The organism is Bacillus sp. GW823-FHT06B01 (genome assembly GCF_058952315.1).
Window position 1 is genome coordinate 640594 of the sequence record NZ_JBXAHR010000001.1, and the last position, 22525, is coordinate 663118.

General features: G+C 31.9%; 22 protein-coding genes and 1 other annotated feature. Of the genes, 6 read left to right on the forward strand and 16 right to left on the reverse strand.

Features of this window, described 5'->3' with window-relative positions:
- Nucleotides 1-188: 188 nt before the first annotated feature.
- The gene (locus AC1Q8N_RS03430) at nucleotides 189-530 is read left to right on the forward strand and encodes a DUF3914 domain-containing protein (protein WP_048560973.1); all 342 of its coding nucleotides are present in this window, start codon (nucleotides 189-191) and stop codon (nucleotides 528-530) included.
- 74 nt (nucleotides 531-604) lie between these two features.
- On the opposite strand, the gene AC1Q8N_RS03435 is transcribed toward AC1Q8N_RS03430, so the two are convergent.
- The 6 genes from AC1Q8N_RS03435 to abc-f form a co-directional block, all read right to left on the reverse strand.
- Complete coding sequence (locus AC1Q8N_RS03435) at nucleotides 605-1276, reverse strand: lipoprotein BA_5634 family protein (RefSeq protein WP_142314855.1); 672 nt, start codon at nucleotides 1274-1276, stop codon at nucleotides 605-607.
- Between the two features lie 68 nt (nucleotides 1277-1344).
- The gene (locus tag AC1Q8N_RS03440) at nucleotides 1345-3279 is read right to left on the reverse strand and encodes an ABC transporter permease (protein ID WP_098201567.1); all 1935 of its coding nucleotides are present in this window, start codon (nucleotides 3277-3279) and stop codon (nucleotides 1345-1347) included.
- Nucleotides 3254-4024: an ABC transporter ATP-binding protein gene (locus AC1Q8N_RS03445; protein ID WP_048547087.1), complete on the reverse strand. Its 771-nt coding sequence runs from the start codon at nucleotides 4022-4024 to the stop codon at nucleotides 3254-3256. Before AC1Q8N_RS03445 ends, AC1Q8N_RS03440 begins: the two co-directional genes overlap by 26 nt.
- 304 nt (nucleotides 4025-4328) lie before the next feature.
- A complete protein-coding gene (locus AC1Q8N_RS03450; protein WP_098573562.1) occupies nucleotides 4329-4829 on the reverse strand; it encodes a DUF3267 domain-containing protein in 501 nt (166 codons plus the stop codon).
- Between the two features lie 371 nt (nucleotides 4830-5200).
- Nucleotides 5201-5794 (reverse strand): GNAT family N-acetyltransferase, encoded by a 594-nt coding sequence (locus AC1Q8N_RS03455; RefSeq protein WP_098200127.1) that lies wholly within the window; start codon nucleotides 5792-5794, stop codon nucleotides 5201-5203.
- Between the two features lie 19 nt (nucleotides 5795-5813).
- Nucleotides 5814-7442, reverse strand: coding sequence for a ribosomal protection-like ABC-F family protein (abc-f, locus tag AC1Q8N_RS03460; RefSeq protein WP_098201599.1), 1629 nt, complete (start codon nucleotides 7440-7442; stop codon nucleotides 5814-5816).
- Nucleotides 7443-7942: 500 nt separating this feature from the next.
- On the opposite strand from abc-f, the gene AC1Q8N_RS03465 reads away from it, so the two are divergent.
- Nucleotides 7943-8932, forward strand: coding sequence for an aldo/keto reductase family protein (locus tag AC1Q8N_RS03465; protein ID WP_048547080.1), 990 nt, complete (start codon nucleotides 7943-7945; stop codon nucleotides 8930-8932).
- Between the two features lie 72 nt (nucleotides 8933-9004).
- On the opposite strand, the gene AC1Q8N_RS03470 is transcribed toward AC1Q8N_RS03465, so the two are convergent.
- Complete coding sequence (locus tag AC1Q8N_RS03470) at nucleotides 9005-9898, reverse strand: LysR family transcriptional regulator (protein ID WP_098200128.1); 894 nt, start codon at nucleotides 9896-9898, stop codon at nucleotides 9005-9007.
- A gap of 367 nt (nucleotides 9899-10265) precedes the next feature.
- Between AC1Q8N_RS03470 and AC1Q8N_RS03475 the strand changes: the two genes are divergently transcribed.
- On the forward strand, nucleotides 10266-10892 hold the full coding sequence (locus AC1Q8N_RS03475) for a DUF6518 family protein (protein ID WP_098642395.1): 627 nt from the start codon (nucleotides 10266-10268) through the stop codon (nucleotides 10890-10892).
- A 403-nt stretch (nucleotides 10893-11295) separates the two neighbouring features.
- On the opposite strand, the gene AC1Q8N_RS03480 is transcribed toward AC1Q8N_RS03475, so the two are convergent.
- From AC1Q8N_RS03480 to AC1Q8N_RS03490, 3 genes are all read right to left on the reverse strand, one after another.
- Nucleotides 11296-12279, reverse strand: a complete 984-nt coding sequence (locus AC1Q8N_RS03480; RefSeq protein ID WP_493521074.1) for a sensor histidine kinase — start codon at nucleotides 12277-12279, stop codon at nucleotides 11296-11298.
- A complete protein-coding gene (locus AC1Q8N_RS03485) occupies nucleotides 12276-12983 on the reverse strand; it encodes a response regulator transcription factor (RefSeq protein ID WP_098200130.1) in 708 nt (235 codons plus the stop codon). Before AC1Q8N_RS03485 ends, AC1Q8N_RS03480 begins: the two co-directional genes overlap by 4 nt.
- Before the next feature lie 126 nt (nucleotides 12984-13109).
- A complete protein-coding gene (locus AC1Q8N_RS03490) occupies nucleotides 13110-14024 on the reverse strand; it encodes an acetamidase/formamidase family protein (RefSeq protein ID WP_098200131.1) in 915 nt (304 codons plus the stop codon).
- Between the two features lie 156 nt (nucleotides 14025-14180).
- Here AC1Q8N_RS03490 and AC1Q8N_RS03495 point away from each other — a divergent pair, with 156 nt between their 5' ends.
- Entirely contained in the window at nucleotides 14181-14609 is a 429-nt protein-coding gene (locus AC1Q8N_RS03495) for a cell wall hydrolase (RefSeq protein WP_048547071.1), read from the forward strand.
- A 60-nt stretch (nucleotides 14610-14669) separates the two neighbouring features.
- Here AC1Q8N_RS03495 and lysS read toward each other — a convergent pair whose 3' ends face one another.
- Both lysS and AC1Q8N_RS03505 read right to left on the reverse strand, forming a co-directional pair.
- Nucleotides 14670-16223 (reverse strand): lysine--tRNA ligase, encoded by a 1554-nt coding sequence (lysS, locus tag AC1Q8N_RS03500; protein WP_098642393.1) that lies wholly within the window; start codon nucleotides 16221-16223, stop codon nucleotides 14670-14672.
- Nucleotides 16224-16306: 83 nt separating this feature from the next.
- Nucleotides 16307-16563, reverse strand: a binding site (T-box leader).
- A gap of 66 nt (nucleotides 16564-16629) precedes the next feature.
- Entirely contained in the window at nucleotides 16630-16800 is a 171-nt protein-coding gene (locus AC1Q8N_RS03505) for a DUF2197 domain-containing protein (protein ID WP_000551050.1), read from the reverse strand.
- A gap of 230 nt (nucleotides 16801-17030) precedes the next feature.
- On the opposite strand from AC1Q8N_RS03505, the gene AC1Q8N_RS03510 reads away from it, so the two are divergent.
- Nucleotides 17031-17732, forward strand: a complete 702-nt coding sequence (locus AC1Q8N_RS03510) for a class I SAM-dependent methyltransferase (protein ID WP_098630512.1) — start codon at nucleotides 17031-17033, stop codon at nucleotides 17730-17732.
- A gap of 140 nt (nucleotides 17733-17872) precedes the next feature.
- On the opposite strand, the gene AC1Q8N_RS03515 is transcribed toward AC1Q8N_RS03510, so the two are convergent.
- Together AC1Q8N_RS03515 and AC1Q8N_RS03520 are read right to left on the reverse strand one after the other, a co-directional pair.
- Nucleotides 17873-19366 (reverse strand): UDP-N-acetylmuramoyl-L-alanyl-D-glutamate--2,6-diaminopimelate ligase, encoded by a 1494-nt coding sequence (locus AC1Q8N_RS03515; protein WP_098642392.1) that lies wholly within the window; start codon nucleotides 19364-19366, stop codon nucleotides 17873-17875.
- A gap of 439 nt (nucleotides 19367-19805) precedes the next feature.
- On the reverse strand, nucleotides 19806-20318 hold the full coding sequence (locus tag AC1Q8N_RS03520) for a hypothetical protein (RefSeq protein ID WP_098642391.1): 513 nt from the start codon (nucleotides 20316-20318) through the stop codon (nucleotides 19806-19808).
- 506 nt (nucleotides 20319-20824) lie between these two features.
- On the opposite strand from AC1Q8N_RS03520, the gene AC1Q8N_RS03525 reads away from it, so the two are divergent.
- Nucleotides 20825-21235, forward strand: coding sequence for a hypothetical protein (locus AC1Q8N_RS03525; RefSeq protein WP_493521075.1), 411 nt, complete (start codon nucleotides 20825-20827; stop codon nucleotides 21233-21235).
- A 121-nt stretch (nucleotides 21236-21356) separates the two neighbouring features.
- Here the strand turns inward: AC1Q8N_RS03525 and AC1Q8N_RS03530 are convergent, their stop codons facing one another.
- The gene (locus AC1Q8N_RS03530) at nucleotides 21357-21638 is read right to left on the reverse strand and encodes a hypothetical protein (RefSeq protein ID WP_098642389.1); all 282 of its coding nucleotides are present in this window, start codon (nucleotides 21636-21638) and stop codon (nucleotides 21357-21359) included.
- A gap of 218 nt (nucleotides 21639-21856) precedes the next feature.
- Entirely contained in the window at nucleotides 21857-22486 is a 630-nt protein-coding gene (locus AC1Q8N_RS03535) for a class I SAM-dependent methyltransferase (RefSeq protein WP_098642388.1), read from the reverse strand.
- Between the last annotated feature and the right edge of the window lie 39 nt (nucleotides 22487-22525).

Below are 22525 nucleotides of genomic sequence, written 5' to 3' on the forward strand. Positions count from 1 at the left end.
TTATATACATTGTATATAGAGAAAACATACACAAATGTTGATAAATATTAATTCAAGTGAGGAATTACTTTTTACAATATAACTTGTAAATCTGATTATTTGAATTTATAATTAAAATTAGTTTCCTCATGTTAAATAGCTTTAATAATTATAAGAAAACTAATTTTATTACTTAAGGAGGAAAAGGCATGCAAATCGGATTAAATATTCATACGTTATCTCAACCTACTAAAATAACTCCATCTAATCTTGAGCATAATACTATCTCTTCTACTAAACTTGAAGATAAAAAATCAAATGATCCCATCAAATTTGATATTCGTTCATCTGAAAAAGAAATGAAACAACCTGAGCATAAATTTAACGAATTAGATTTATGGAAGATGTTAAAAGATAAAGGTGTTCCTTTATGGATCATACTTGAAATGCTACAAAGGTCTCGTAAGGAAAAAGAATCTCAAAATAATTCAGTTCAAAATTCAAATGCGATTGAAGAACCGAGCGAGACGCGATTAAATGAAGTAATGTAAACTATGTTATCTAAATGGTCTAAATTAAAAAGAGTTCAAGGCTGATAAAATTCCTATCAACCTTGAACTCTTTTTTATGATTTTTCTCCAATCGTGACAAATTGAACTGATACTTCTTTCTCAAAATCTTTAATTAACTTTCTTACTTTTACATATTCATTAGTCAATGTATTATCTGTCGACATTTTAGGTTTTTCGTCACCTAAAGATTTTTTCAGATGAAGAAGTTGCATTTTTGTTTCATTTACTTTTATTTCTTTATACACATTATTTTTCGCCACAATTACATACCATAGTGTTCCATAGTTTCGATTATTACCAAGCCAAGCATCACTTTCATATGTAACTGGTATCGCTTTACCTTCTATTTCAATACTTTTTATATTCTTTTCTTCTTCATTTATAAATAATAGTGAACTTTCTTTTGGAAAATTCGGTAACGTATCTAAAGGTTTAGAATGAGATGTATGATCTCTTTTACGAAAAATTTTTGCTGTAATCATCGCTTTTGCAGTAGATTCATTTAATATCAGAACCCTTTTTTGATCAAATCTACCTGATTTCACCGAAAAAACTTCATGTTCTTTCGTATTTTCCTTATAACGCTTCATAACTGTTGAAGTATGATTCTCATCTCCAATGATTAATACGCCGTTAGCTGGAAATCTGTTTTCATTTTTAGAGCATGCACTTAAACTTATTAAAATTAATATACTTAATATGAAAATAGAGAGTGTTTTTTTCATCACAGTTCCTTTCATAACTCAAATTGTTTTTTTACATGCTTTTCTGCAATCTTACTTGCTGATATTCTCTACTGTTCCATAGTTTTATAAAGCTTTTGTAAGTAACGCCAACGAGTTATAAAGAAATATAAAACTTGTATACATATAAATGAAATTAAAATTATGATAGAGCTATCCATAATAGAAAAATCGACTAATTGTTGTAATGCCATATAAGCCACCACAGTATGAATCACTGCAACGATAATCGGTAAGAAGAACATTAATACTAATTGTCTTGTTACAACTTTTTTCAACTCTCGTTTACTTAATCCCATTTTCGAAATCATCTTATATTGCTGCTGATCGCGGTCCAAATCAGTATATAACCGGAAATAAATAAAACTAGCAGCGAAAGTAAAGAAGACGATTCCAACTAAAACACTTGCCATAAGTAATAACCCATTCGTTTGTTTTGCACTTAACAACTCTATAGTTAGTGCTCTAAATTCAAAATGTATGTCTCTAGGATCTTGATCGAATATTTCACTTAATTGGTTTGAAATCTCTTTCGTTTTTATCCAATCATCTACAACAAATCCATAAGTTCGATATTGAATAATATTTTCAAAATCTAGATTACTATTAAGCGGAATTTCATCATACACATGATCTTGAATCGCAATATTAATCCCTTCCGTATCGTGTGGCAAAACTAAATTATCTACAGTTTTTTTCACATGAAATGTCTTTGTCCAATCGCCTTGAATGACTTCAATATTCTTTTTATAATCACCATTTTTAAACTCTTGTTTTTGCGATACGACTCCAGGGATTAATAACATTTCATCTTCTTTTTCAATCGTTTCTTGTTGGTACCCGAGTGCTCTCGCAAGTTCGTTATACTCACTTAACTTCATTACATTTACATTACTTTCTGTATAAATATCTGAAGTGGAAGCCATTCGATATGGAATATTAGAATCAGCAAGATGTTTTTTTATAATCGAGAGATGTTTATCCATTATGTTATTTTTATCAGGAGCTGTATACAGAAATGTATACGGGTTTGTCATCCTTACCAAATCTTTGTTTCCAAGAGCTGCTGTCGTGCCAATTGCTGTAAAAGCAACTGCTGAAATAATAGATACTATAAAAAACATTGTTGCATTATCTTTCATACGGTATATTAATTCTGAAAATGTTAATATGTTGGTTCTCTTTAAAAAGAAAGATTCACTCCTTTTCACAAGATGCAATATATAAACGCTACACTGTGTATATAAAAAGTACGTTCCTATAATTACTAGGAGAACACCCATTCCGAGCGTAATAAAACTATAACTTGGGATAAAGCGAAATACTAAAATATAGCCATATCCTATACTAAATAAAGAAAAAATTGATAATAAAATTGACGATTTCGGTTCAGGCTTTGGCTTTTCCCCTGCTTGAATAAGTTCCACAAGTTCTGTTACTTTTATCATTTTAAAAGTAACTAGCGAAACAATTAAAAATAAGAATAGAAACGTGATGCCAGTTAATAATACCGCCTTTACTGGCATATAAAAAGGTAAGCCGTTACTAATCATTAATACACTGGCACTTATTAATAAAACTAGTTTAGAAAATATAAGTCCAATAAGAACCCCTATACAAATTGAACCAAGTCCAATTAACATATTTTCAATTAACAATAACTTCTTAAGCTGTCTCATTGACATACCTTGCATCATTAAAATGCCAAATTCTTTCTTACGCGTTTTTAAAAACGAACTCACTGAATATAGAATGAAGAAGAATGAAAAGACAAAAATCAAACCTTGAGAAACTTCAAATCCTAATGTACCAAATGTACTTATTGTTTTACTTGTCGATTTCAACTCCCCCTGTAAATCAGGATGGAATAATAAAAGAGCATACGTAAAGAAAATCATTATAGAAAATGCACTACTTAAAAAATGGGCAGCATATGTACGCTTATTACGAAAAATATTATTAAATGCGAATTGACGAAAAGTCATGCCTTTTCCCTCCTAACAAAGAAAGGACATCCATAATCTTTTGATAAAATGCTTGCCTGCTTTCACCACGATAAATTTCGTTATATAGTTGACCATCTTTAATAAAAATTACTCGGCTGCAAAAACTCGCTGCATACGGATCATGAGTCACTAACATCATCGTAGCTTTTTCTTCCTTATTTAGAGTATCTAACATCTCCATTACATCATTTGAAGATTTAGAATCTAAATTCCCTGTTGGTTCGTCTGCAAGTAATAATTGCGGCTTATGAACAATTGCACGAGCAATTGCTGTTCTTTGAGCTTGGCCCCCTGATATTTCAAACGTTCTTTTATTCAATATATCTGTTATATTTAATTTCGCTGCAATTTCTTGTACTCGTTTGTTCATTTCTTGCACAGCAACACCATCTAAAGTCATCGGCAGTACGATATTTTCCTTTATTGTAAGTGTGCTAAGTAAATTAAATGATTGAAAAACAAATCCTAATTGTTTCCTACGAAATAAAGCTAAATCTTCTGATGATAACTGGAAAGGATTTGTACCATTTATTAAAATTTCTCCTGAAGACGGAGAATCGATAGTAGATACCATATTTAATAGCGTAGTTTTCCCGCTACCGGATGGACCCATGATCCCTATAAATTCACCTTCTTGAATTGACAAATCAATATCTACTAATGCTTTAAAAGGTATTTTCCCTTTATATACTTTACTAATATTTTTCGCATGTAAAATTTCCATTTCTATTCTCCCTTCATTTGCACTTCTCACAATAGAGTGTAAATGAATTCTCTTATAGCTCATATTGATTCATCTTTCATTTATCTTACACGCTTGTAAGATTTCTAAAAAAACTGATAATAACACTATTTACAAATTAAAATTAACGCATAACTATCTTATAATAATTGTATAGTGGTAGGAAATACAATATCCTATCTTTATTATACGAAAAAGAAAAGACCGATTACTTTATCGGTCTTTTCCTTCCCAAAGTTATATTTTTAACTTACGCCTTTAATTGAAATGTATTTGACTCACCATTTTAATTCTCTTTCACTTTATAATACCCTCTACAAAAAATTGAGTGCTTCGGTTTAATCGCAATTAACAAAGAATTGTATATATCTGAAGCAGAAATTATTGCATTTATCCAACATACAAATAATAAGATTGATTTAATATTGCCTGATACAAAAGATGATATAATGGCTGGAATGACCGATAGTACAATAATAGGTAAACTCATAAAGATCCAAAATCTCGCTTTGGATAGAATTGCATTCGTATTTAGCCAAAAAAATATTCCACTACGGGTTAAGCTAATATCACCTTTATTATTTATGACAATAATATGTAGACATTCATGAATGATGAAGACCAAAATGCCTATGATGATGAGATAAAATATATTAAGATCAGTGAAACTTGCTCCAAAATAATTCGGAATTAGAAAAATAATGATTTGAAGTACATATACAAACTTCATATAATGTTTCCTATGCCAATTATTCTGTATAAAAGGATTCCATTCTGATAAATCCATACTTATTTGTGGTAAGTTACGAAACCAAATTATAATACGCTTTCTCCCCCCCTCTTTTAAACTATTTCATACTTTAAAAAATGTAGTCCACTAAAACTTTACCGTTAATTTTAGTTACAAACTCTTTTTTCCCTTTATGCTTTTATTAAAGCTTAAAGTAATTCATTTACAGAATAATTCGAGTGAAAATTTAGTGTTTTCACAGATGAATACATTCGACAAAATTTCCCAAATTCCTTTTCGAATATGTTTTTTATAACATGGTTCTTGCTTGTACAACTTGATACATCTGTTTTTGGTGAAAAGCACAAAATGTAAAAAAGCTTAGAGTTTTAGCTCTAAGCTTTTTTATGATTTCATTTTCGCTCCCTTTAAAGAGCACTATTTTTTATCCATCCGGATTTACTCAATACATAATGATTATAAATTTGATTTTCTATCATCTGTTGACCCAAATAAGTAAACCCGCATTTTTCAATAACTTTATTTGATGGCACATTTTTAATTAAAGCAATTGCGTTAAGGACATCCACATTTGTATTTTCAAATAAATAACCGATCAAGCCTTTTGTCGCTTTCGTTGCATAGCCATTATTATGACATTCACTTGAAACAGCATACATAATTTCTCTGTTAGGTGCAGGGAGTTCATCTTTCATGCCTGTGCAGCACCATCCAATAAATTCATTTGTGGTTTTCTTAAATATTCCTAGTCTTAATATGTGATCATCTATGTTAGTCCTAGTTCTAACAGCATGAAGAAACGCTTTGTTTTCTGGTATTTCATCATTTGTAACCCAATTAACTCTTTGTTCTTTCGTTGATTTCCAGTCTGGTAAAAACTTTTCTATTTCTGGTTGATTTGATATTTTATAAATACTCTCTGCATCTTTGACCGTAAACTCTTGTAGGTATATATCACCACAATCTATTCTAAATAACTTAGTCAAACTCTCTTCTCCCATCTTAATCCCCTTCCTTACGTTAAAGCGCCTTAATCTGCTTCGTAAGTTCCATAAACCGTTCATCTAGTTCTTTATATTCTTTGTCTTTAGAAGTTAAAAAGCTTAATTTCCCTAATACTTCTTGTCTTTCTGTTTCTAACGTTAAACGTAGCTCTTCAATTTCATCTCTTGTTTTCGTAGGTTCTTCTAGCTGTTTTTGTATCGTATTGCTTAAAAACAAGAGCTTTGCGTTAGTTGTTTTCTCCAGAAAATATCGATCGTGAGAAACGATAACGAGTGTCCCATTATACTCAGCTAATGTATTTTCAAGCTGTTCACGTGAAGGTAGATCAAGGTGATTCGTCGGTTCATCTAAAATAAGTACATCTTTTTCATCTAAAATATAAGCCATGAGCTTACATTTCACTCGTTCCCCCATACTCATATACTCAATCGGCTCTTTCCATTGAGAAGCTTGGAACCCTAAATGTTTCATTAAATTTTGGACTTTTCCTCTTTCTTCAAATGTCTCTTTATAGAATAAATCTTCTGGTGTTTTATCAAGTGGCAAATCAAATACTTCTTGTGTTAAATAACCGATGTTTGCTGATGGTGAAATCCATACTTCTCCTTCGGTAGTTTCTGTTCCCATAATCATCTTCAGTAAAGTTGTTTTCCCGCTACCGTTTGGTCCAATCATCGCAACCTTCTCACCGTGCTGAATTGTAAAATTAACGTTTTCAAATAATGTCCGTTTATTAAATTCTTTCCGCAATTGTTTTACTTCTAAGAAACGTTTTCCTACTTTTTTACTCGCTTGAATGGAAAATTCAACTGAATACTCTTCTTTCACACGTTCTACCTTCGTTTTCTCCAGCTCTTTTTCGAGACGTTTTCGTTTCGACTTAACTTGCGCGTCCATTCGCTTTGCCTTTACACGATAAAATTCTTTCACTCCTTCTTGTTTTGTAGACTGTGCATGTGCCTTTTGTGACCATGAAGTTAATTCTTTTATATGAGTTTCTACTTGTTCTATCTTTTTTTGTTGTTTTTCATATTCACGCTGCTGCGTCATTCGTTTATGCTCCCGTGCTTTCATATAACTCGTATAATTCCCGCTATGGTCAATTAATTTCTTATCCTCAATTGACCATATTCTTGTTGCAACAACATCTAAAAAGTATCGATCATGCGATACGACGATTACTGTACCTTTCATATTTTTGATTTGTTTAATGAGAAATTCAGTACTCATCTCATCTAAATGATTTGTCGGTTCGTCTAATATTAAGACATTAGGATTTTCGGCAAATCCTTTTGCTAATCGAACTTTTAGCTTTTCACCACCACTTAAAGTTAGAAAATCGTTCGTTGGCACGCCCCATTTTGCAAGAAGTTCGGCTTCTTTTGCAATCATATCCTTACTAACAAAAGATTCTTTTTCTTGTTCAACATATGCTGTTGTCATATTCATTTGCATCCATTCAACAGTACCTTTTGATGGTTCAATCTTCCCATTTATTAATTGAAGTAACGTTGATTTACCAGCCCCGTTTTTACCAATTAATCCGATAACATCCCCTTGTCTTACTGTCACATTCATTTTCTCTAACAAAGTGTTTTCCTTTATTTCAACATAAACATCATTTAATTTTAAAAGTTCTTTCATACTACCGATCCCTTTCATTAAGGGAGAATAAAAAAATCCTCCCAAATAAATTTGGCAGGATTAGTCGTAAAAATATTTATACCCAAATAAGCTATTGCGCAACAAAAGTAGCAATACCGTTGTATGGAAATTGGGCAGACTAATCCTATTTTTTAGAAATTGAAATTTATTTCATTTCAACATTTAAAAATAAGATTAGTTAATCATCGTCCACCCATCATTCCTTTCCGTCGTTAGTAACCATATTGTACCATGATAGTACTGTATGAGTAAATGCAATTATATGTGCTATTAAAAATATTGCTTTCTTCTAGGTCTATTTATCATTTCTTAACTTCAAATTGAACAAGCATACCTTTATTTTAAGATTCCCCTAATAATTCCCTTCTAAGCACGCCCTCTTATATAATTTTTATATAACTGTATGATTAATTTTATATTATACAGACTACATTTCAGTTCTTATAATAAAGTTATCATTTTTAAGGAGGGATTCTCCAATGGAATTTAGCAAACTAGGAAACAGTGGATTAACAGTAAGCAAGATTGCATACGGGAACTGGATAAACCATGGCGGAAAAGTAAATGAAGATACCGCAAATGAATGTGTGAAAGCCGCATTAGATGTTGGTATTACAACGTTCGATACTGCAGATGTTTATTCGGACACTATTGCCGAGGAAGTACTTGGTCGCTCTTTGAAAGGAACACGCCGAGAAAGTATAGAACTTTGTACAAAAGTATGTCATCCGACCGGACCTGGAAAAAATGATCGAGGTTTATCACGAAAACATATCATAGAAAATTGTAATGCATCGTTACAACGGCTACATACAGACTACATTGATGTCTATTATGCACATCGATTCGATACAACAACACCTCTTGAAGAAACAATGTTAGCTTTCTCAGATCTTGTAAGACAAGGAAAAGTCCTTTATTTAGGCGTAAGTGAATGGAAATCGGAACAAATCACACGCGGTGCAGCACTTGCACGAGAATTGAAAATCCCTCTTATCGCTAGCCAACCTCAATATTCGATGTTGTGGCGAGTTATAGAAACTGATGTGATTCCAACATGTCAACGTGAAGGACTTGGCCAAATTGTTTGGTCTCCCCTCGCACAAGGTATTCTCACTGGAAAATATCAACCAGGTAAACCAATCCCTGCCCACTCACGTGCTAATTCAGATGCAGGAAAACCATTTTTCAATAAACTCGTACAACGTTGGATGAGTGATAATGTACTTACTGCTATACAGAAACTTAATCCTATTGCAATTGAAAATAATCTTACCTTATCTCAACTCGCAGTTGCTTGGGTACTACAAAATCCAGCTGTTTCCTCTGCAATTATTGGCGCTTCAGATCCGGAGCAAATAAGAGAAAATGTAATTGCTTCTAGCGTTACATTGTCACCTGAAATTATGGGTCAAATTGATAGTGTACTAAAAGGTTTCATTGAGTATGACCCAAGTAAAACAGGTTAAATCGTCAGTGACTTAACAATAAATATAGTACCTTTCCCAAATCACTACTGCCCATCCAATCAAGATGGGCCTTTACTTTTCAAATTGTGAAGTCGTATAAATCTCTCTAACAACTGATAAGAAGTTCTCGAGCACGACAGACTTTTCATCCTGCCTCCATCCAGCGTATAAGTTTATTTCCGGTGTATGTTCCTGAATATCTTTATATATGACTCCCGATTTTTTATAACTCTCCACCGATGATGGAACGACAGAAATCCCCATTCCTGCTGCAACTAAATTAACAATCGTCTGCATTTGAATTGCTTCTTGAACAATATTTAAACTTACTCCATGTTCCCAAAAGTAACTAATAATTAAATCATAAAAGTTAGTACCGAAATGACGAGGAAATAAAACAAATGGTTCATCTACTAGTTCTTTAATAGAAATATTAGGTAACGAAACTAATGCGTGATTTTCATGTAAAACCAATTTTAAACGTTCTTTAGAACAAACTTCGGAAGACAATATTTCATTATTCTGCTTAGAACGAATAAATCCAATGTGAATTTGTTTTTCATAGAGTGCTTTTATTTGCTGGTCTGTTGTCATCTCGCGTAATATAAGCTGAATTTTAGGAAAGCGTTCTCGAAATGTTTTTAATATGTTTATAACCGTTTCTGTAGAATCGACAAAACCGATGATTAAATGTCCAATCTTTCCTTCATCCGCAAGCTGTGTTTCTTTAATAGTTCTTTCTACTTGAAGTAACGTTTGCCGAGACCCTTCTAAAAATATTTTCCCAGCATCGGTAAGCTCAACCACTCTTTTTGTTCGATGAAAAAGTTGGACCCCTAATTCATCTTCTAATTTACGAATTTCTTGGCTTAAAGGAGGTTGTGCCATCATTAGACGTTCTGCTGCACGGCTAAAGTTTAATTCTTCTGCCACCGTTATGAAATATTTTATTTTTCGAATATCCATTACAATCCCCCTATCATTCACAACTAGTAAAAAATCCCTCCTTCTAATAAATTGTAAATAAAAACAGGAGGAAACTATATCAATCCCTTTTCGTTTCCTTTTTATCATAAATCATTTCATGAAAATACGAGAGATTTATACTAAGTTGAATTACATGTTTTGGGCAATTTCATTACTTGCATATATTATTTGATTTACCATTTGGTTGAGTAACGAGTTCTTGATATTTTATTCACCTAATTATAAAAACAAAATGTTATTCGTTATCCAATAACCACTTATTGTTTTTCGATAATTTTTTATTGATTATCCCCCTTTAATAAGCTATTATATGTTTACAGAAAATACTAATGTAAGGATTGAATTTATGGACAGGACATTAAAAATCACAAAGTTAAATATGTTTTTAAGGATTTTTCTCATCCCGATTATAGTAGGGATAATTGTTGGTATACTAACTAAATTGGGGCAAGGTATACTTCCAGGACATTGGAATTCATTAGCTAATCTAGGAAGCGTTTGGTTAGTCCCATCCTTTTTTGTGGCTAGCTTTAGCTATTCTAAGCGTACAGCTATACTTTCTGGTATCCTTGCACTACTCGGTATGGTATTAGGCTATTATGGTTATGCAATAGTTATTGAAAATGTAGCTCACTCTATTTATTTTATATCTGTATGGATTGTATGTGCATTTATAGGAGGAACTATCTTTGGAACTGCAGGTTATCTATGGAAAGATACTACAAATCCACTTCATAAATTCGGAAGCGCGCTTATTAGTGGAGTTTTTGTAACGGATGGACTTCACATTCTTTTAAATTTTGAAGACTATAGTCACATGTTACCTGTTGGATATACCGAATTGATAGTCGGCATTATCTTGATTCTTGTATTAGAACGCTCTAATGCTAATCGAATTTCTTCTTTCTTAATGATGGTTCCTATCACTATTTTAGGATTAATTGGATATAAACTATTAAGTTTGTTTACTTAATTACAATACTGTATCATGAAAAAACAAAAGACCAATTCTATTATAATCTACAAAACATATCACGAATTCGAACATTATACTTATTAATGTTGATACACTTATTCATAGGATGTATTCATGAAGCTATCTCTTTCAAAGGGGTGGCTTTTTTCTTACAAAAACTATTTATCAGCTTTTTATTAAATACTTCTAATTTAACAATCGTATTTAATAGCGTGTCATTATACATACTAAGATGACCTTTTACCATTTCATATAATCGCTATAAGGTGAAACTTTAATCAATGGAAGTTTTCTTCATCCCCCACTAATTATTAGCTGAACCAATCGGACTGCCCATTAAAGCGGGATAAAATAAGGCTAAAAAACTTATCTCCAAAGTTCTTTAGCCTAGATCACTTATTTACACATTAAAAAATATAATACGTACAACGGTACCTTTACCAACTTCTGAATGGATTTCTACACTATGTCCTAATTGTTTCGTAATTTCATATACAAGATATAGCCCCATTCCAGTTGATTCTTTAAAATCTCTACCATTTTCTCCTGTAAAGAAAGGTTTAAACACTCTTGGTAAATCTTGCTTCGGAATTCCTACACCACTATCGATAATTTCAAGTTTAACGTTATTACCTTCCTTACAAGCATTTACTTTAATCTTCTCTCTACTACCTGACGAATATTTAATCGCATTCGATAGTATTTGTCCAATTAAAAATTGTAACCATTTTGCATCACTTTCCACAGTAATATCCTTATCAATTTTAAGCTCTGGATATACAAAATTCCGGATAAAGAAGCGTTTATGTTCATGCACGGAATCATTCACTATTTTATGTAGCTGTACTTTTTCCACATAAAAATCTTGGGTAAATGCTTCTAAACGTGCGACATACAAAGCCATCTCTAACCCCTTTTTCAATCTATCTGTTTCCTCATTTATACTTTCAAAACGTGGGTCTACTTCATCTTGTGTAATTAATTCTATTACAGATAAAGGTGTTTTCATTTGATGAATCCACTGGTTCATAAAGGTTAAATGATCACTATTTTTTCTCTCTTGTATTTGCAGCTGATTTTGATAATAGCGATATTGCACCTCAAGTAGGTCTTGAAGCGCAGTAGATACAGCTGAAAAATCAGATTTTTGAACAGATTCATCCAAAGATTCAAGCGGATTTGCTAATCGTTCATAAAAAGAGCGATGTGTAAAGTAACGAAATACTAAATAGACTACCATAAAAAAGACACCTAAAAACATTGCATATAATGCCGTTGCAATATGGTTATGCCCATCAAACCAATATACAAGAAATATGGCTAGTAATTGGATTGCTGTAAAACAGATAAGTGGTATATGATCACGAATAAATAATTTTATCATTTCTCCATACCAGTATCCCAAGTAATATGTAATCTATAACCGACACTACGAATCGTTTCAATCGCATCTTCAATCTGTAACGTTTTTAACTTTTTTCGCACACGAGTTGTATTTACGCTTAAAGTATTATCATCAACATAAGATTCGCTATCCCATAATTTATTCAACAACACTTCTCTACCCACAACACGCGGATAATTTTTCATTAACATTTCTAATAAAATGGCTTCGTTTCTCGTTATATCAATCTCTTGATTACGCAATTTCAATACAAGCCTTTCAGGATATAAACAAAGACCTTGTTGCTCAACCATCCGTTCTTCTACTTTCGGTGCATAATCTCCATAAGCACGTCTTAAATGACTACGAATTTTAGCCATTACCACTTCGTAATGGAATGGCTTTGAAATGAAATCATCACCACCGTTTTCTAATGCCATAACTTGATCCATCGTACCTTCACGGGCTGAAATAAATAGTATCGGACATGTAGAAACTCCGCGAATTTGACGACACCAATAGTACCCATCAAAACTTGGTAAATTAATATCTAATAAAACTAACTCTGGTTGTTCTTCTAAAAAAATGTCTAATACATTTTGAAAATCCGATACAATAATTCCTTCATACCCGTATTTCGCAACATGTGTTGATAATAGTTCTGCAATTTTCATATCGTCTTCTACAATCATAATTTTAACCATTTGTTAACTCCTTTTTCGATCCACAATCTTATTTACAATAATATAAAATAAATACTACCTTTTTTTATTAAATCCGTAAATTAAAAAAGGATACTTTTATACAACAGCATCCTTCTTCTATCATTCTTATTTAATATGAAATTCACTCAAATTAAAACCTAGCTTCTCCACATAATTCATACCTAGTTCCACTCGAGCAGTCTTCAGCGGGTCCACAACTTGGCATACTTTTAAATCGCCTGCAGCTGATAATAAAAGCGTTGCGTCTGCTTTAGACATTTCTAATTCCTTATGTAAAAATGTCACCATATTACGTACAGCGCGATTCGCTGCATCATCTAACAATTTCTCTGAAGCAATCGTCATAAGTTTTTCTTTTTGGATCGCCATTGGTAGTGGCCATTTCTTTCCTTTTATAATCTGAACAGTTACCGTCACCTCACCAGCAACCTCTACTCCACTAACACCAATTTCACCATCACCCATCGCTGCGTGTAAATCACCTAATGCTAATAAAGCACCAGGAACATTTACAGGTAATAATAATGTTGTCCCTTCTCTTATCTCTTTACAATCCATATTCCCGCCGTGATCATGAGGTGTGCCACATGAAATGCTCTCTTCTTTCGGCGCAGTACCAATTACACCGATCATTGGATTAATCGGGATTTGTAGTTCATTTGAAAACAAAACATGTTCATTATGTATTGGGACGATCTTCACTGTATTTTCATGTAGCTCTTCACCCATTACGCCTAGATTTGCCCCTGTAGTTAAAACACCTTGCTCTGCAATTTTTATCTTTTCAATTGTTACAACTAATATATCACCAGGTTCTGCATCATTAATATATACTGGGCCAGTCGCTGGATTAATCCGGTTCCAATCTAATTCTTGAAACACAACATCTTCAGAATCAATTTGATTTTCAAAGCAATCATATGTTTCAAATACAAGGCGACTCCCAATTTCTACTTCCATACATGGTTTATTTTCTGGTGACATTGCGTAAATAATATGGCCTTTATGAATTCGATACATTTTATCTCTCCCCATTTATATTAGTCTACAATTACTAATTAGCTTTTTTCACAAAAGCTCCTCTGAAAAATTAATAAATTTACATATAGAAAAGCACCTAGCTTATTTTCATACATACACTCTTTACTATAACAGGTAAAGAAAGGTGGTAGCACTATGCCCCTTATTCCATATAACGAAAGCGATGTTGATTTGCTAGCTCGTTTAATTCGTGCTGAAGCTGAAGGAGAAGGTCGACAAGGTGAACAACTTGTTGGCTGCGTAGTAGTAAATCGTGTATTTTGTGATTGCTTAGATTTTAAACAACTTCGATCTGTACGTGATGCAGTATATCAAAGCCCTGGCGGATTTGAAGCAGTGCAATACGGATATTTTTATCAACGCGCTCGTGAATCAGAAAAAGATATCGCTAGAAAAGTTTTACAAGGTGAATGGCGCTGGCCAGCACGTTGGGCTCTTTGGTATTTCCGTCCAGTTGGTGCTTGTCCACCTGAATGGTATAATCAGCCGTTTGTAGGACAGTTTAAAAGTCATTGTTTTTATGAACCACGTGGTGATGAATGTCCGAAAATGTATTCACGGTAGCAAAATATGAAACGCAAGTACTTAGCTTAGATCTCTGAGTACTTGCGTTTCCTTTATTTTTTAGAAATCTAATAATGTGATGAATTTTTCAATGCCTACTACATGTATTAATAACGGTATACGTGGGCCGCTAGACTGATTTATTATGAGCCTATATATAATAATAAATAATTGTTTTTGATTTTCTTTCATTATTTTTTTATTTTCATGATGACAAATCGAATACAATTGTTCCATTAAGTTAGAGTAATCTTTGTTAGAACGAAGTATGTTGCAAACTTCTACTAGCCATTCTTTCTGTCTTTCATCTAATGTGTTGTAAAACTCTGTATTTCTCTCTAGATTTACCGCAATTAATTTTTCAGATTGAAAGTTTCTTATCCAATACTCTGCACGGTTACATATCGCTATAATAGCATCTAATGCATAACTCCTATCTGTATTTTCTAACATACCTTGTAAAATAGATGAATCAAAATTTAATAGCGGTAACGTTCCAGCAACCTGATTAAACTTTGGATACTCTTTAAACCCGCTATCAACTTTAGAGAGTTTAATTGCATCAAATAAATCTTCATTTTTGAGCGTTTTATTTTCATAACTATCTTTTAATCGTTCATACTCTGTATAATTGCGAATCACATCTTCATCAAGGCCGATATGAAAAGCTGCGTTTGGTCTATATTTAGCAAACATAAAAAGAATTACTTCGGGCAAATACACTTTTAACAGCTCGCTAGGTGTAATACTATTCCCTGAGGAACTAGACATTTTTTTATGATTCCCTTTAATGCCAATGAAATCATAAGAAACATAATGAGGAGCTTCACGATTGAATATTTCCATCGCAATTTCCTTTGATACATTATAACTACCCGTTTCTGATGAATGATCTCTTCCACCCGGTTCAAAAATAACATCCTCTATCATCCACCTCATCGGCCAATCGATTTTCCAATTCAATTTCATTTTATTTGTATTTAATACCGATAACTCATTTTGATTTCCGCATTCACATTCATACCGTACTATTTTTAATACTTCATCAAAATGTGTAATCGTTGTTGCATCTTTCCCGCATCTCTCACAATATAACGTAACCGGATAAAAGCTCTCTCGCTCTTCTTCACTACACTCTCCAGTTTTAAAACTCATTAAAATATCATATATTTCTTTTCTTTTATATAAAGCCTCTAATATGTTTTTGTTATACCTTCCGCTTCTATATTCAGCATGTTGGTATATGAATTCCACTTCAATCCCAAATACTTGAAGCGATTTCTCAAACTCTTTTTCAAAATGCTCTGCATACGAATTATGACAGCCATATGGATCTGGAATATCACAGTATGGCATACCAATATATTTTGCAAAAGATAGATCAATATTTTTAGGGACTTTTCTAAACCTATCATAATCATCCCATGAAAATATAAAACAAGTCTTTTTCCCTAAATCTTGAAGTGCTCTTACAACGAAATAAGTCGTTATTATTTCGCGAAAGTTCCCGATATGAACAGAACCAGATGGACTGATTCCAGATGCACAAACAAAAGTTTCTTTGTTTGGATGTTTCCTTATTAATTCATGTGCTACTTCATACGCCCAATGCATATATTATTCACCTCAACTGATTTTTTGTTTTCACACTTTCAGTTTTATGCAATAAAAAAACTCCCACCCCCAAGATTATTCATCTTGAGGACGAGAGTTGTTAACTTCGCGGTACCACCTCAGTTTGTTAATATGTCGCCATATTAACCTCTTCAGGTACGGCAAAATTTGCGTATACCCTATCTCTATAACGGGAGAACCCGTCGCACCATCCCTAAACAAATTAGTTCCTTGCGCAGCTCCAAGTCTTTTTTCATTAAGATTTATACCGCTCATTCTCAGCAACCAGAGCTCTCTGTACGTAACCTTTCTTAACTACTCTTCTCTTCCATGCCACTTTATATATTAGTTTTTTCATATGATAATTTATAATGCTTTTATTGTCAAACTTTTCCGGATATATAAGCTATCTAAATAAATGCTTTATCGCTTCTAATTGAATTTTGTGGCTACACTCATCGCAACAATATGTTCCTTTCGGTTTCTCTTTAAATCGTTTATATTTTTCACTACCTTCGTAAACACGAAATACATTTTTGCAAGAAAAGCAAACAATTTCATAAAACATCATATGCATTTTCCTCTCCATGTTTATACATTTTTTTAATCACTTAAGAAAATCAGTTTTCTATAGTACAAATCTTAATATCCTCTGACTAAAGGTTTACCTCTATTCTTATCGAATTATATAAATATCTTATAAAGCGAGGTGAAAATCTTGATTAGTAATATAGAATTAGTTTTATATGCGAAAGCAAGTTTAGCTGAAAGACCATGTTGGAATGAAAATATTGGAGCTGAAACTATATGAACCGTATCGATTACATAAGAAACGAAGAAAAGAAATATCATGACCTTTGCTATGAAGAATATAAACTATTTGAAACTGGCTCTTGGCTTTACAAACCGGTTAAAACCGTTATGGACTTAATGGATTACTTTGAAGGACAAACTAACTTACAAGTACTTGACCTGGGCTCTGGCGTTGGAAGAAATAGTATTCCACTTGCACAAAAAATAAAAAATGGTAGCGGCACTGTTACTTGTGTGGACTTACTGGATTCCGCTTTAACAAAATTACAAACTTATAGCAAAGAACATGATGTATTTGAAGTTATAAAAACAGAACAAGCAGCTATTGAAAACTACTATATTGCCCCTAACACTTATGATTACATCATTGCAGTATCAAGTTTAGAGCATGTTCAATCAGAAGAAGATTTAAAAAACGTGCTCCATTCTATGAAAAAAGGTACAAAGATTGGTGGTATCAATTGTTTAATTATTAACTCGAACATACAAGAAATCGACTTACATACAAATGAAGAATTAGATGCTTTAGTTGAAATTAACCTTCCTACTGATAAAATGATATATCTATTAAAAAATATTTATGAAGACTGGAAGGAAATGAAAGTTGAAATAAAAGAATTAGCTTATGATATAGTCCGAAACGAAAGACACATTTTATTAAAAACAAATGCTATAACATTTGTTTTTAATAAATAAAACTATAAAAGGTAAGGTTTTTTCCTCCTATATTCATAGAAACACCCTTACCTTTCAATTATAAATCCTTGGAAAATTGCTTCGTTATTAGTTTTAACTTCATTTAAAATATTATTTTTATTAGAAATACTATTTAGCTATTAATTGAATTCATTCATTTTATTAATAATTGCTTGTCGAGCTTTTTCTTTATCATCAAAATGAATAGTTGAATCTTTTAAAATTTGATACGTTTCATGACCCTTCCCTGCAATCAAAACAATATCATTAGTAGATGCCATGTGTATTGCATGATTTATAGCTAGTTCACGATCTACTTCTATTTTATAATTCAAATTATTATTCTGTGAAAATCCTTTTTCAATATCTTTAATTATTGCCTTCGGGTCTTCCGAACGTGGATTGTCAGAAGTAATAAAAACAAAATCACTATAACTTCCAGCAATTCCACCCATTATAGATCGTTTTTTCGCGTCTCTATCTCCACCGCAACCGAAAACAGTAATGATTTTACCTTTTGAAAACTCGCTAATTGTAGAGAGGACATTTTCTAACGCATCCGGTGTATGAGCGTAGTCCACTATTACAAGGAAATCTTGGTTTTCGTCTATAATTTCCATTCTACCTTCAATGCTCTTTAAGTTATATAAGCTGTCACTAATGTTTGTAAGCGGAATACCTTCAACCAATGCAGCTGTTATTGCTGCTAATGCATTATAGACATTAAAGCGGCCTATTAGATTTAGATGGATTTCTATTTCTCCATTAAAGGATGCAACTACAAAACGAATTCCTTTTGGGCTTAAAGTTATGTTCTTCGCTTGAACATCTGCTTTATTATGTATCCCATATGTGATAACCTCAGCTGAAGTAATTTTTTTAAAGTATTCTACCGACGGATCGTCTGCATTCAATACAACAAATTTTTTATCTGTAATAGAAAAGTCATTTCCTAATCTGGAAAATAGAAGGCCTTTTACTTGCTTATATTCCTCAAATGTTCCATGGTAATCCAAATGATCTTGCGTTAAATTTTTAAAAACAGCGGTTTTAAAGTTACACCCTTTAACTCTTTCCATATGTAAACCTTGTGAGGTAACTTCCATAACACAATAATCTGTATTATGATTTTTCATCGTTTGCAAATTCCGCTGAAGTATCGGTGGTTCTTGCGTATTAATATCAGTAGGATACCATTTCGAACCAACTTTCACTCCGTTATTCCCCATAAGCCCTGTTTGAAATCCATAATCAGTTAAAATTTTTTCAAGTAAATAGGAAGTGGTTGTTTTACCATTTGTTCCTGTAATTCCAATTAGCTTCATTTTATTAGACGGGTAACCATAGAAATGTGACGCAATAACTGCCATAGCGTATCGTGCATCATTAACAATTATTTTAGGTATTTCAATATTTACATCTCTTTCTACAATTAACGCCACAGCGCCATTTTTTACTGCATTTTCAACAAATTGATGTCGATCTTCAAGAAAACCATCGATACCTGATACACATATAAATAAATTTCCACTAGTTATTTTTCTAGAATCCATTTCTAATCCCGTAATTTCTACATTCATATCTCCAATGGTTTCTTTAATCAAAAACAAATCCGCCAGCTCTTTTAGTTTCAAATCCCTCGCCCCCTTACAAATTCCCCCTACTTATTTTACCACTTTATATAAAATAATGGTTTAAAATTCCATATTAGTCGGACGAAATTTAATCATCTTCAATAAACAAAAAATAAAAGAGCACTTGTTTCCGCAAGTGCTCTTTTTGGGGATTTTGAGATACCCTATTAACGAAAGTTAAGGTTACTTAAAGTTAATAGGTATTTCTATTATATGCTTGTCCTTTTTATTTGTGCATAATCAATATATAAGAATTTATATTAACACTAAATAATTTCCTTAATTACTATTTTAGAATAAAGGTTATTCAACTCATTGCAAATAGCCTAAAAAAGATAAGCCAAAACTATTATTAAAATATAAATTTAATATCATACATTACTTGTTCAGCTACAGTATCAGCTAATTGATTAACAAATTGATAAAACAAATACTAAATTTATTTTAAACCTAAAATCGGTAATACTGTGTAATTAATCCTATATCCTTCAAACCCTGATGGCTTCACATCGTATTCCCACTTATGGAAGCATTCTGTTAACATGTATCCTACTTTTCCTTTATTCTCGTCTGTATTATGATTAATATAGCCGCATTGTTGGTGCGAGGTAATGAGATCCCCAGAAATTTTCTCCACATTCTTAAAACGGCTAAGATCAGGCGTCACATCTATCCAACTTTTATTTGTTACTTTATCATAACGAGCTTTTAAACGATAAATAATCCAACCATTTGGTTGTTTGAGTACACTATTCTCTAAAGAGGCCTTACCTGAATAGTAAGTAACTACATCAATCTCAACTTCTTCTTTGTTTTTCATATCTTCCATGAATTGTACAACTTCACTATAATCTGTTTCTTTTAGTTCTTCCTCAAAAACACCAAGTGATACTAAAATTAGTATGAACGCTGTAATTGAAAATAAGGTAATGATTATCTGTTTTCTTGTCATATAGTTCCCCCTAATTATATTAAACACTACACATGATATGGCTTTGAATATATTCACTCTAGTGGTATAACGTTTTTCCTCCATTTTAAATTTCACCATAATTAACCACATTATTGTTTCTAGAAATACTAAATGAAAATCATATTTTCAACATGGTTAAACTTCATTTTAAGCAGACAACAGATAAGGTATACTTCGCCCATTACGATATGACCACCTACTAATCTTTTTCTTTTGTACAAGCAATTAATAGCCGAAATTTTCACAAAACATTTTGACGTATTACTTATTCCAATATAAAATTATATGCAAACAATCAAAATTAACCTAAAATATATAAAGGGTATACCATACTAACAGTTAAATGCTTAGATTTGTCCTTTTCCATAATTAACAAGGATAGAGTAACATGAAAATAGAGAACGAGTACCGTTACTAATCACATGCAGGTTCTTTGAAAATTACATTTTCATACTATAAACATAAATAAAAGGGGTACATACGAAATGAACGGTTTAATGGAAAATAATTTAAGAACTTTGTTCCTTCTCTTTGTTAGTATAATTGTACTAGTATTTCAAACTATTATTTTTGTAAGAATAGTAAGAAACTGGTTCAAAACCAAAAATATAGATAATTTAAAAGAAGATAAACAGTATATTAAAAAGCTAACTATAGTATACATAGCAATTATGGTAATAGGCGCTATTACAAACTTACCTTTATTCGGATTTATATTGTTAGGTTTTATGTCTAATACTATTATATTAATGTCTTTAAAGATAGAATTTTCTAATACAAAATCAAGTCAGTTGAAAACTGTGAAGAACTCAAAGCTCATGTTATGGTTTGTAATGAACACTATACACTTAGTGCTTTTCTTTGTTGAGGGGATAAAACTCATTAAACGTATATAAGGCGATACTTTGGGATAACGATACGAGTTCTTACGCATCACTTAATTACATTACATTGACAAATTTATAGAAGGGACTGTATCTTTTAAAAGAAACGGTCCCTTCTATAAATATATATGTATTAAAATTTATATTTTTTTACGGTACAAGGAATAGTTACAATGTACAAATCTATAGCATAGATTGTAACCCAAATACCTTTACCTTCAGCTTCTAACTTTTTTTCTAATTGAGACAAATGCTCTGAAACTTTTCTTTTCCCCCATCTTCTAGGAAGCCATTGAAAAACCTTAGGAACATTATATTTCTTATTATACCAAGTATTCAATCTCCAGAAAATGAAAAAAAACAATACAATAATTATGATACGAAAAATATCAAAATATGAAATTCCTAAAATCATATTTTATTTTCTCCATTTCTTCTTTTTCTGACATTAAAACTCCACAAAAAATATCAAACACATTTTGTTTCTCATTTTATCACTGTATTTCCCCATATTTTAAGCGCTATCTAATCTTGTTTCTCTAGACCTATCGCTATTAAGACTTCTAATTCATTCATAATTTCTTGTGTGTTTTATTATTTATACATAATATACAATTAATATATACTAATTTTTTACAGGTCTTTTCTACATTTTATCATTAAGAAATTAATTGAAGGTTTATTTTCTACATTCTTATTTGGTTCATCAATTTCCGAAACTTGTACTAGTCCATATTTATTAAAATCTTGTTTTATAGATTCAGAATCATAGAAGTACATTTTTATACCTTCCATTATCTCATAATAATCTTTATCCAACTGTCTTCCTTTTCCATACATTGGAGCTTTTTTAGATACAGTTGTAAAAACCATATATCCATCAGGTTTTAACTGATTATAACAATCTTTAATAAATTTCTCTCTTTCCTGCTCATTCAACAAATGAAGAAGTGCATGACTAAATATCCCATCATACAGTTTATTATCAAAAGGCATTTCGCTTACTGAACCGTGATACATACTAACATCTTCTAGTCCATTTTCTCTTGCTAAATCGATCGCCGTTTTCGAAATTTCAATACCTGTTACATTTATACTATTTTCGATAAATACCTTTGCGTTTCTCCCATAGCCAATACCCGGAACTAATATGTCTTTAACGCTCTTTTCCACAAAAAAATCTTTTGTCAAAAGTGCAGATTCTGTAGGTTCAAATCCCCACATCGTTTGTTTCTCAATAAAGCTTGATTCCCAAAATTCCATTATATTTCTATCTCCTTATTTTTATCTCATGTTTAATAT